Origin of the sequence: Streptomyces sp. WM6372 (genome assembly GCF_001279655.1) — a bacterium.
Classification (GTDB): domain Bacteria; phylum Actinomycetota; class Actinomycetes; order Streptomycetales; family Streptomycetaceae; genus Streptomyces.
The window spans coordinates 78,528-90,208 of sequence record NZ_LGDB01000138.1 but is presented as its reverse complement, the minus strand read 5'-3'; the positions used below and the strand labels follow the sequence as shown (position 1 = coordinate 90,208).

Sequence of the window (11,681 nt, the reverse complement as noted above, 5' to 3'; positions counted from 1 at the left end):
CCCGGCTGGCGGGGCGACAGCGCTGCCGTCGCCGTGAGGCTCGGAGGGCGAGGTTCTCGATTGCCCGGCATGACTCCGGGCCAGCTGTCACCATCGATCAGAGAACCAGATGGAGCACCAGTCCGGAGCCGCCTTGTACCAGGAACACCTGAACACCGCGATGGAGCACTTGCGTTCGGACTGGTCGGCAGAGGATCTCCGAGCCGCGCTGCGGCCCGACGTTCTCGCGAATGCGCAGCTGCTGGAAAGGAGCCTGCGGAACGGCGAGGGCGATATCAGGGGGTGGCTGGTGTTGGGGTGGGTGTACTTCTATCGCCTCCGAGCTCAGGGATCGCCGGCGAACCGCGATGACTGGATCGCCGCCGCCACCGCGTTCGCACCTTGCTTCATTGCCGAGGTGGAACCCCTGCCTGAGATCCTTCTACCCACCATCGTCGACTTCGCCGCGAACAGGGCGGTCGCGCTGCTCAGGGAAGTCGATCTGTCGACGGTTCGCGAGGTCGTCCGACTGTGGCGCCGCATTGTTGCGGCGACCGCGCCCGATGACTCTCAGCGGGCTCGACGTCTGTCTCAGCTGAGTGTCGCATTGCAGCAACAGTTCGACCTGTTCGGTGTTCCTTCGGACCGGGAAGCCGCATTTGCCTTCGCGGAGGATGCGTTGAGAAGCACACCGGCTGATCAGTCCCCGCCTGCGGAGATTCTGTACAACGTGGGCTCGCTGCTGTGGAGCAGGTACGGACTCAGCCTGGAACCGGGTGATCTCGATCAGGCCCTGGACTACATGCAGCGGGCCGTCTCCGCCGGTCTTCCTGACTTGCCGCACACGGGAGAGGCCCTGATCACGCTCGCGGTGGCCCATCTGGCGCGCTATCGACTCGGCACAGACCCGGCCGATCTCGACAGGTCGATCGCCGCTCTTGAAAGGGCAGTTGAGGCATGTCCCGCCGCAGGTGCCGGGCGTCGCGATGCGCTGGGTCTCCTGAGCCATTCGCTGCTCGTCCGATTCAAGACGGCCGGCGTACGAGCAGACCTCACTGCATCCATGGTCACCGTGCGGCAGGCCGTGGACGAGGCCGTGCGCTCCCGCACTCTCACTCCGGCCTTGCCATCGAAGCTTGGCGAGGCATTGCTGGTCGCCTTCGGGTGTTACGGGAGCCCGAAGGATCTGGACGAGGCCATCGACAGGTATCGTCAATCGGTGCGACTGGCCGATCCCGAGGACCCGGCACGAGCCGTCTATCTGGCCGGCCTCGGAGTCGCTCATCGGACCAGGTTTGATCAGTTCGGGAACCCGGAGGATCTGGACCAGGCCATCGTTCATGGGCGGAGTGCAGTCGAGGCTGCGGCGGCCGACACCGACCTGCTCCGGGGAAGCCTTGGCAGCCTCGGGCACGCGCTGCAGAGCCGTTTCGAAGCCGACGGGGCACAGCAGGACATCGATGATGCTGTCGACATCCTGGGTCGAGCCCTGACGATCACCCCGATCGGGCTTGCCGACCGACCGGACGCGCTGTCCAATTACGGTGGCGCATTGCACGCACGGTTCCGGCTGAACGCAGGGCCCGCCGACCTGGAAGGTGCCATCGAGGTTCTGCAGGAGGCGGTCGAGGTCGCACCGGCCCGTCATGTCGATCGCGCAACCTATCTCTCCAACCTCTGTATCGCGTTGAGCAGCCGGTTCCGATCCGCCGGGGCAATCACGGATCTGGAGGCCGCCGTCGCATTCGGAGAACAGGCCGTCGAGGTGACCCCCAAGGGGCACCCGGGCAGGCCCGGGTACCTGTCCAACGTCGCTCTCGCCCTCGGCGACAGATTCAGGCGGTCCGGGGCGCTGGCAGACCTCGACGCTGCGATCTCGTACGGAGCGGAGGCGGTCGCTGCCACGTCCCAGGACAACCCGGACCGGGCGATGTACCTCTCGAACCTCGGGGGAACGCTGCAGACGAGATTCTGGCGCACCGGTGCGGAATCAGACCTGGATGCGGCGATTGAGGCGAATGCGGAGGCACTGCGTCTCACCCCGCCCGACCGGCCCGATCAAGGGCTGCTCCTATCCAGCTACGCGATGTCCTTAGCGGCCCGGTACGAGCGAACCGGTGACGCTCGGGACGTGGACCATGCCGTGAAGCTGCTGCGCCGGGCCGTGGACATCACGCCGGCCGGCCACCCTGAGCGCGGGGGCTTCATCTCGAACCTGGGCGCCGCCCTGCGGTCGCGGTTCACGGTCACCCGCAGTCGGCGCGATCTTGAGGCCGCAGTCGAAACTGGTCGGCAAGCCGTGGCAGCATGCAGGGAGGAGCAGCCTCACCTGACGGCTGCGCTGGCCAATCTCGGCGTGTCCCTGGAGGCCATGTTCGTTGAGACCGGCCGGGGCAGGGAGGAGGCAGTCGGCGCCTTCGAGGCGGCGTCGAAGTTCACCTCCGGAGCGCCGTCCACGCGGATCCGGGCCGCGCGGTCGGCTGCGGCACTGCTTGCCGGATCCGATCCGGCGCGCGGAGCCGAACTGCTCGCCGACGCCGTCGAGCTGTTGCCGACCGTCGCCGAACGGTGGTTGCGACGAAACGACAAACAACGTGAGCTCGGTGGGGTGTCCGGGCTCGCTGGTGATGCCGCCGCGCTGATGCTGAGCGGCCCCGGCTCTGAACCGCTCGCCCGCGCGACGGTCGAACGAGCACTGATTGTGCTGGAATCGGGGCGTACGGTCCTGCTGGGTCAAGCGTTGGAAAGCAGAACCGATCTGATGGACCTGCGGGCCGTCCACCCGCACCTGGCCGAGCGATTCACCGGGTTGACCGACCTGCTTGACTCCGACCTCTCCGCACCGGTGAGGGAAGCGGTCCAGGCTCCCGCTCGCACCGGTGCGATCCAAACGGCGCAGCAGCTCGGCAGGCATCGAGCGGCCTTGGACCTTGCGGAGCTGATTGACCGGATTCGCTCGCTGCACGGCTTCACGGATTTTCTTCGTCAACCGACGGCCGAGGACCTGATCGGGGAAGCCCGGCCGGGGCCCGTGGTGGTTTTCAACGTCAGCCGCTACGGCAGCGACGCCCTTGCGGTGCGGGAGGACGGCGTCAGCCGGATCCAACTCGGAGAGCTCGACGTCAAGTCGCTCGCCACCCGAATCCGCGCATTCGACGCCGCTCTTTCCACGGCCGGAGATCCGCGAGCTGCCCGAGCAGCGCGGATCCAGGCTCAGCGTGACGTGTCGGCCGTCCTGGAGTGGCTCTGGGACGTGGTGGCCGAACCCGTTCTCAGTGCTCTGGGCCTTGATGTTCCGCCGTCTCCCGACGCACCGATGCCACGCGTCTGGTGGATCCCGGGTGGGGTCCTGGGACTCCTGCCCCTCCATGCCGCCGGATACCACCGAGATGCGCCCGTCGGGCAGGGCGGCCGCACGGTGCTGGACCGGGTGATCTCGTCCTACGCGCCGAGCATACGTTCGCTGCGGCACGCTCGGCGGACGGCCGGAGGCGTTCCTCCCGCTGACCGTCGATCGCTGATCGTAGCCATGCCCGTCACCCCCGATCTGCCGAACGGCGCCCCACTGCACCAGGCCGTAAGCGAAGCCGCCCGGGTGGGTGACCTTCTCCCCTCGCCGCAGACCTTCATCGCGACCGAACCATCGGATGGCCCGGCCGGCGCCGGATTCCTGACGAAGGAGAAGATCCTTGTCGCATTGGAGCAGAGCGCGTTCGTTCACTTCGCCTGTCACGGGATCACCGACCGGACGGACCCGGCACAGAGCCGTCTCCTGCTCAGCGACCACCGATCCGACCCGCTGACCGTGGCGAGTCTCGCCCGTATCAGCCTCGGCGCCGCAGACCTTGCCTACCTCTCGGCCTGCAGCACCGCAGCGAGCGTCAACACCGTTCTCGCGGACGAGGCGATCCATCTGACCAGCGCATTTCAGCTGGCGGGATTCCGGCACGTCATCGGAACGCTCTGGGAGATCGACGACACGGTCGCGGCAATAGCGGCCGAACACTTCTACGACGTGCTCGGTGAGGGTCCGTACGGGCTCGACACCACCCGATCTGCGGAAGCTCTCCACCGGACGGTCCGCGTGTTGCGGGAGAAGTACCGTGCCACGCCGTCGCTGTGGGCGGCCTATGTGCATACCGGTGCGTGAAGTTCCCGTAGGGCCCCTCCAGGTGGCGGCGGCACCGCGGCTCCCGCCGACCGGACCGCCGGCGTCTGCGGTGGGTCGGACCGGGGCCGCCGCTTGGTCCCGGTGTCAGGCGCCAACGTGCAGGTGGGCGGCCCAGAGTGACGGGGTTCCGCGAAGTGTCTTTCTGACCGACCGGACGGCGTGGTGCAGGCCGTCGGCGGCTCGGTCGATGTCAGGGACCGGGCCGGTGGTGAGGGCGGCGTAGAAGGCGTCGGCGATCCGGGCGGCGAAGAAGTCGTTGACGGCCCACAGGGTGCCGATGACGTGCGGGTATCCAGCTAGTTGAAACGCCGAGGCCAAATGGATGGCCTCGTCGAGGAGTTTGGTGTGCGTGGTCAGCGCGGTCTCGCAGGCCGAAAGATATGCGAGCTGAGCGTGCTCGAGCCGGACGGGCGCTAGTGCGGCGATGGTCAGCGGGGCTTCGGCGTGGTCGTGCAGGAGCAGGCGGCTGTGTGACGGATCGGTGGGGTCGTTGACACCGTGGCAGGCGAAGTGCACGATCGAGCAGCCGACCAGCAGGCCGAGTACTCGATCCCTGGTCGGCTCGGGTCCGCTGAGCACCGTCGGGCCGGGAAGGCGTTCGGCGATCTTGAGGGCCTCGTCGAGCACGTGGTCCAGGCCGCGGGGGATGCCAGGCGTGGTGGGCATCGCCACGATCAGGGAACGCCCGGCGGCGGCCGGCTCGGTGGCATCGCGCTCCCGGCGGGCGTGCCGAAGGGCGCCGATGGTCGGGATGTAGGAGGAGACCACCCGGTCCAGGACGGCCGGGTCGGCTTGGACGGCAGGGTCCGCCGGGTCGCTGTGGTGGCCGGCGGCATGCACGGGCAACAGTCCCAGCAGCCCTCCGGTCGCCCACCACACCCGGGGCCACTCCTGGCCCAGGGCGGGTGCCGTGGTAATGCCAAGTGCGTCAAGCACCGGTCCGGCGGCGGTGTCCCAGAGCCATTCCAGGATGCGGGACAACTCCTGCTGCGCTGCCACGCGCGCCTGCCCGGTGCGGCCGTGCACGGAGCTGTCGAGCGCCCGGTGGAACTGAGCGGTCCGGTCGGTGACCGTCTCGACGTCCAGCTTCGGCAGCGGAACGCAGCTGATTCCGTCGACCGTGAGCAGCAGGGCGTCGCTGCGGTACCGGCTGATGTTGAACACCACCACCGGCCCGTCGGCGGCCTGGGCCAGCAACTCCTCGGCCTCGGGCGGCGCGGCGAAGGTCCTGAAGTCGGGAAGTCTGCGGATCTCGGCCAGCAGTTCGCCCCACTCCGTCGCCAGGCGTTGCCGATCGGGCCCGGCAATGGCGCTGGACGGGCCGACCGTGTTGTCCGCCGGGCCCTCGGCGAGGAAGGCGGATGGACTGTCGAGCCGGTTGCGCAGCTCGACGAAGCGGGCCGCCGCCTCGGGGTGGCGCCGAGCAAGGTCGGTGAGGTCGCTGCGGGTCTCGAGGGACTGGCTGAGCAGGACGGCCCGGCCGGTCTCCAGGAGTCGCAACGCCAGTGCTGGCCGCTTGTCCTCGGTGGTGGCGGGGTCGTTGAGTGCGAGCGCTGCCGCGTCGGCCGCGAGCCCGGCGAAGCCACCCAGGGCGTACTGCTGGTCCGTACGCTCCAACTGGCGCGGCGCCACCTGCGGGAGGAGCCGCACCGCTTGGTCGAGTAGGGCCGCTGCCCGGCTCGGCTCGGTATCCGCGACGAGCTCACCGGCCAGGCGGGCCGCGAGCATGCGGATCGACGGGAGCGTCAGCTCGGTCTCCGCCACCTCCATGAACCAAGCGACAGCCTCTGCGAGATCTTCCGGTGACCTGCTCAGCCTGAACCGGGCGCGCAGGCCGACAGCGAGGTTGGACATCAGTCGGGCGCGGACGGGGTGGCTGGCGGGGAGGGTCAGAACCGCTTCCTGCGCCGTGCGGATTGCCTCGTCGAGGTCGGACGCCTCTCTGGTCCGCAGGTAGTTGCTGTGCAAGGCGTTCGCGAGGTTGGACAGGTACATGGGCCGGTACGAGTGGTCCTCGGGAATGGCGGCGATGGCCTCAGAGTATTTGGCGATCGCCTCGTCCAGGTCGGCCAGTCCCAGGGTCCGGTGGTACCGGCTGTGCAGGATACTCCCGAGGTTGGACAGCCGTCCGGGCCGTTCGGGGTGGGCGGCGGGGGTGGCTGCCAACGCTTCTCGACCCAGTCGGATCGCTTCGTCCACGTCGGTCGGCGCCTCCGACCGCTCGAAGCGGCGCATCAGGGAAGCCCCGAGAAGGGACAGCCGTCCGGGCCGTTCGGGGTGGGCGGCGGGGGTGGCTGCCAACGCTTCTCGACCCAGTCGGATCGCTTCGTCCAGGGCGCCGAGTGCCCCGGTCCGCTCGAAGCGGCTGTACAACATGTTTGCGAGGGCGGCCAGTGCACCGGCCCGGTCGGGGTGGTTGCCGGGGACAGAGTCCACCACCGTCCGGAGTGTGGTGATCGCTTCATTGATGTCGGGCACCGACCCGGTCCGCTCGGACCGGCTGCGCAGGCTGATTGCGAGGTTGTTCAGGAAGCCGGGCCGCTTGAGGTGGCCGACGGGAACAGTGGCTACGGCGTCCCGGGCGACCTGTACTGCTTCGTCCAGGTCGGCAGTGGCCCCGGTCAGGGCGAATCTGGCCCGCAGGGCGGTGCCGAGGTTGTTCAGCATGCCGGCCCGATTGGGGTGGGTGGTGGGCGTGCCGGCTATGGCTGCCTGGAGGGCGGTGATCGCGTTGTTGAGGTCGTTCGATGCCGTGGTCTGTTCGAAGCGGCTGCGCAGGCTCATCCCGAGGTTGGACAGCATGGTGGTCCGGTTCGGGTGGGTGGTGGGGGCGCCGGCTACGGCTGCCTGGAGGGCGGTGATCGCGTCGTTGAGGTCGGTCGATGCCCCGGTCCGACCGAAGCGTGTCTGGAGGCAGCCTCCGAGGTTGGACAGCATGCCGGGCCGTTCGGGGTGGCCGACGGGTATGGTGCCAGCCGCCTCCCGGCTCAACCTGACCGCATCGTCGAGGTCAGCCTCGGATCCGGTCAGTTCGGAGCGGGCCCACAGGGCGACTCCGAGGTTGTTCGAGCGTGCGGGTCGGCTCGGGTGGCCGGTGGCAGTGAGGGTGACTGCCTCGTGGCTTGCCAGGATCGCCTCGTCAAGGGCGGACCGGTCTCCGGTCCGCTCGAAACGAACCCGCAAGGTAATACTGAGGTTGGTCAGGCTGCCGGCCCGGTCGGGATGGCCGGGCGGGTTGAGGACCGTGGCCTCGCGGCCTAACCGGATCGCCTCGTCGAGGTCGGCCGTCGCCCCGGTCCGTTCGAAGCGTGTCCAGAGTGCGACCCCCAGATTGGACAGGCGGCTGCCGCGCCTGGAGTCGTCGGCGAGGGTGGCAGCCACCCCTTCCCGGCCCGCCCGGATCGCTGCGTTGAGATCGGCCGTGTTGCCGGTGTGCGTGAACCGGAGCTGCAGGGCATTCTCAAGATTGGTCAGCGCGGCAGCCCGCAAGGGGTGCTTGGCGGGGGCGGCGTTCACGATCCGCTGCCACATCTCGACCGCCGTGGCGACCAGATGGGGGTCAGCGGTGGCCGTCGCACGGTTCAGGACGGACACGGCATTGTCGAACGTGTGCTCGATGAAGGTGGGCGTCAGTGGCGCGGGCAGGGCCTCGACGTCGACGCCACCGGCAAAGCAGCGGGTGAACATCGTGATCGCGAGGAACAGGTCGTTCTGCCCCTGGCCCTCGGGCAGGGCGCCGTAGCGGTACCAGTGCAGCCACCCCAGGAGGTAGCAGGATTCGAGATCAACGCCGCTGTCTTGCATCAGGCGAGCGAGCTGGTGCGCCTCCACCACGGCCTGTGGATCGAGGACCGCTGCTGGATTCCCCGTGGCATCCACGCTTTCCAGCCGGGCCGCCACCGCGTGCTGCCACTGGTCGTCCTTCATTCAGGCCTCCTTCGCGTCTCTGCAGACGCCACGTCAGAAGCGTTCAGCCCGAGGTTAGTCACCCGATTGTCGGCACCGCGAGCGCTTCCGGCGGATATGGTGCGAGGCGATTGCAGCCGACATGCCGAGGACCGCAGTCGGTGGATGCCGTGTCCTGCGTGCCGTCGCCCGTACCTCACTAGGAGGGATCCAGCTTGATCACATCGGGAACCGCCGCCGCGCGGACCGCTGCCGGACTGGCCTACGTCTGCGGGAATCTCGCCGAGCTCCGCGGCACCCTCGGCGCCGATCCCTCGGGCCCGTTGCCCCGGTTGGAAGCCGTCATCCGGACGGGTCCGGCGCAGGGCGGACCGGACCTGGCCGCGCTGCTCGACGACGTGCACTCCGCCTTGCAGGTCGCTGGCGACGCACTCGGGGTGTACGGACAGAGCGACTTCCGGGGTGTCGATGCGGCAGGGGTGGAGAGCCTCGAGATCGTGTACCGGTGCCCGCTGCGCGTGTGCAACGGGCGGGACGAGGACGAGATCACGGAGTTCCCCGCTCGCTGCTCGGTCAGCGGTCGGGAACTGCCCCGCGAAGCACTCGACTGATGGGCGGGCTGCTGGACGAGCTCGGCAAGAAGCTCGCCGAGCGGTGGATCTCCCTGCTGGTGCTGCCCGGAGCGCTGTTCCTGGCGATCGCCGCCACGGCCGTCGGTCTCGGCCACGCGCACGCACTCGACGTGGGACGTCTCACCAGCGGGATCACCGCCTACGCCAAGGCGCCCGCCGTCACCACCACCGGCGGACAACTGGCGCTGCTGGCCGCGGTCCTGGTCGGCGCCGCCGCAATCGGCGTGGTGGCGCAGGCGCTCGGCGCGCTGATCGAGCGGCGCGTGCTGGCCGCCGGGTGGCGCGGGTGGCCGCGCCCCTTCGGGGGCCTCGCCGACCGCCTGGTCCGCCGCCGCCGGCGGCGCTGGGACACCGCGCACACCACTTGGTGGACCGAACGCAGACGGGCGATGGCCCCCGACCCCGCCCACCGGCCCGATCCCCGGGTCCGACACCGGGCGGCGCGGACCCGGGACCGGATCGCGGTCGAACGCCCCGACCGTCCCACTTGGAGCGGCGACCGGATCCACGCTGCGACGCTCCGGCTGGAACGTGACTTCCACCTGGACCTGGCCACCGTCTGGCCACACCTGTGGCTCGTTCTGCCAGACACCGTCCGGGGCGAGCTGACCGCTGCTCGCACGACCCTGTCCCGCGCCGCCTCGCTCGGCGCTTGGTCCGCGTTCTACGCGCTCCTCGTCCTCTGGTGGTGGCCCGCGGCGCCGCTGGCCGTCGTGCTCGCCGCCACCGCACGCCACCGCACCAGAGCGGCCACCGACACCTACGCGCGACTGCTGGAGGCCGCCGTGCGCCTCTACGCCGCGGACCTCGCCCAGCAACTTGACATCAACGAACCGAGCCCGCTCACCCAGAAGCTCGGCCGTACCCTCACCATCCGCCTGCGCGCCCAACTGCCCCCTCCTCCCCGGCAGGCCCCAGTGGCCTGAGTCCGCGCCGCTGCGCAGGGCGCCCGGATCCGGTCAGCTGTCGGAGCATTGAGGTTCCGAGACTCCTGACTGGGCGAAGGGGCCCGCCGCTCCAGGGTCGTCTGGGGTACCGCGACCAACAACGCCAGTTGAGGCAGTGGCGTATGCACTGGTCGTGAATTGATCTTCTGTGAGCCCGTCATTTCTGCAGGTTGGAGGCATGTTCGGTCTCTGCTGCGACCTCCAAGTGGGCGGCCGACTTCGCGGACAATCTAGCCCTCGGCATTCTCAGGCACGCCCCGGGCACGGACATCCCCGCCGCCGCCCTGCCCTACGCGAATACCTCCCTGGCCGCCCATCGCGCGTACCAGCGCAGCCGTTGCCGAGCTCCGCGAGATGGGCATCCTGGTCGGGAACTACGAGCCTCGCCCCAAGTCCAGCCGCGGCGCTGACCGCTTCCGCTGGGAGGAAGCCGTCGACCTCCTCGCCCTGTTCGTTGCATCAGACGCCGCGCACCATGGGCGTCAGCCCGTGGACACAAGTACGCATCATGCGTCGGGGTATTCGCACCTGGTGGGGTCACATTGGTTCCGGCGCTGTGTGCGGTATCGGGACCAGGTGGCCGCAGGGACTCTCCAGTTTGCGCTGTACAGAGAGTGACGGAGATGGCGTTGATGATGTCCTTGATGGAGATGCCTTTTGCAGGTGTCGGGGCGAGGGAGGAGCGGCCCACTTCCGATCCCGTGCTGGTTCGGTGCTGGTTCAGGCGGCGTGCTCGCCGAGAAGCCGCAGGTGGTAGCTCTGATCGGATGAGTTGTCGTACCACTCGATGGTGGTCCCGATGAGGCTGGCGGCGACGATCCTGCGTATGCCGGACGGGCTCGTTCTGCTCGCTGCGGGGGAGACCATGTGCACCACTTCCAAGGTGTCTGCGGGGACGTCGGGTGTGGCCACAACGTAGAAGTCCCCAAGTCGGCGGCATATGTGACAGACCATCACAATCGCAGCTCATCTTGTGTGCCGCATCACCACACGCCTGCCGCTGGCTCATTTCCACCTACGGAGTAACCCCCTCCGCGTAGCGCAGGATTTGCAGAATTCCGCCCGATTTGGAGGGCCGGTGCTGACTCCCGTGCTGGTTCGGTGCTGGTTACGCAGCGTCGAACTCCGGCATTCGGTACGGATTGGGTTTGCGGTCTCGCTTCTTGAAGGCGACCGACGGGTGCACCAGGTGACAGTGATGGTCAGTCGGTCCCGGGTCTACTGTCCGGACGCCGCCTCTCGACCCGTTAGGGAGCCGGTGGGGAGGGGGCCGGCTCGCGGGAAGCGGCACCGCCGACTGTCACGGAAGCCATGTGCGGGCGTGAAAGGGCTACAGCTCGGGGGTGACTGGACGTTCCAGCGGAGTGCCCTCTTTGAGGAAGCGAGTGACCGCGTCCATGCGCTCGGAGAACCCGACCGGAGCGTGGTCTGCCAAGAGGTCGAGATGGTCGGCGGGCCGCGCCTGGGGATTGCCCTTCAGCAGTACGAGGCGCTGGTCGAAAGCGTAATCCGCGCGTTCGATGCGCTGCACAAGAGACAGCGCGTGCTCCAGGCCCTGCTCCGAGCCGCCGACGGCCTGCAGCTGTCGGGTGTGGTGGTGGAGTCGATCTCGCGGGACGCGGGTGTGGTCACGTTTCGCACGCGGGCTCGGGCCGACGCAGTTCGATGTCCGCGGTGTCAGGCTTTGTCGTTGCAGCAGTTCGCCCGCAGCCTCCTCCACGACGCGCGTTTATCGCGGACAGCGAGGAGTACTGGAACGAGGAGTCCTGGGAGGACGACGAGCATGGTGCGGCCGGCTGCCCATGCGGGAGTGAGGAAAGTTCGAGGCCGCGATCGCGTTCTCGCTCGGCGACGACGGTTCGGTCCGTTGGGTGACCGTGGGCTTGAGGTGTACCAAGGACGGCTTCTGCGGGGCCCATGCCGACTGGAAGATCGACTACGGCCCCACGGATCATCTCCTGACCATGGTGTAGGCCTGGGCGGCGGCCCGGACGGTCCGGACATCGCACTCAGCCGGCCCGCACTGGACGAGGGGCAGAATCGGTT

The 11,681-nt window shown here is 68.7% G+C and carries 6 protein-coding genes; 3 read left to right on the top strand and 3 right to left on the bottom strand.

What is annotated here, in order from left to right; translation table 11 throughout:
* Positions 1-109: 109 nt before the first annotated feature.
* Positions 110-4,129, top strand: a complete 4,020-nt coding sequence (locus ADK52_RS12170; protein WP_053689785.1) for a CHAT domain-containing tetratricopeptide repeat protein — start codon at positions 110-112, stop codon at positions 4,127-4,129.
* 105 nt (positions 4,130-4,234) lie between these two features.
* Here the strand turns inward: ADK52_RS12170 and ADK52_RS12165 are convergent, their stop codons facing one another.
* Positions 4,235-8,077, bottom strand: coding sequence for a CHAT domain-containing tetratricopeptide repeat protein (locus ADK52_RS12165; RefSeq protein WP_053689784.1), 3,843 nt, complete (start codon positions 8,075-8,077; stop codon positions 4,235-4,237).
* Positions 8,078-8,271: 194 nt separating this feature from the next.
* Between ADK52_RS12165 and ADK52_RS12160 the strand changes: the two genes are divergently transcribed.
* Positions 8,272-8,667, top strand: coding sequence for a hypothetical protein (locus ADK52_RS12160; protein ID WP_030863953.1), 396 nt, complete (start codon positions 8,272-8,274; stop codon positions 8,665-8,667).
* A complete protein-coding gene (locus ADK52_RS12155) occupies positions 8,667-9,614 on the top strand; it encodes a hypothetical protein (protein ID WP_030863949.1) in 948 nt (315 codons plus the stop codon). Before ADK52_RS12160 ends, ADK52_RS12155 begins: the two co-directional genes overlap by 1 nt.
* A 741-nt stretch (positions 9,615-10,355) precedes the next feature.
* Here ADK52_RS12155 and ADK52_RS12145 read toward each other — a convergent pair.
* Both ADK52_RS12145 and ADK52_RS42940 read right to left on the bottom strand, forming a co-directional pair.
* Positions 10,356-10,547: a hypothetical protein gene (locus tag ADK52_RS12145; RefSeq protein WP_159045913.1), complete on the bottom strand. Its 192-nt coding sequence runs from the start codon at positions 10,545-10,547 to the stop codon at positions 10,356-10,358.
* Positions 10,548-10,965: 418 nt separating this feature from the next.
* Entirely contained in the window at positions 10,966-11,355 is a 390-nt protein-coding gene (locus ADK52_RS42940) for a hypothetical protein (RefSeq protein WP_199828490.1), read from the bottom strand.
* Between the last annotated feature and the right edge of the window lie 326 nt (positions 11,356-11,681).

Excerpts from the sequence above, each read along its gene's own strand:
- ADK52_RS12170 (WP_053689785.1), top strand. The coding sequence starts at position 110 with ATGGAGCACCAGTCCGGAGCCGCCTTGTACCAGGAACACCTGAACACC.
- ADK52_RS12165 (WP_053689784.1), bottom strand. The coding sequence starts at position 8,077 with ATGAAGGACGACCAGTGGCAGCACGCGGTGGCGGCCCGGCTGGAAAGC.
- ADK52_RS12155 (WP_030863949.1), top strand. The coding sequence starts at position 8,667 with ATGGGCGGGCTGCTGGACGAGCTCGGCAAGAAGCTCGCCGAGCGGTGG.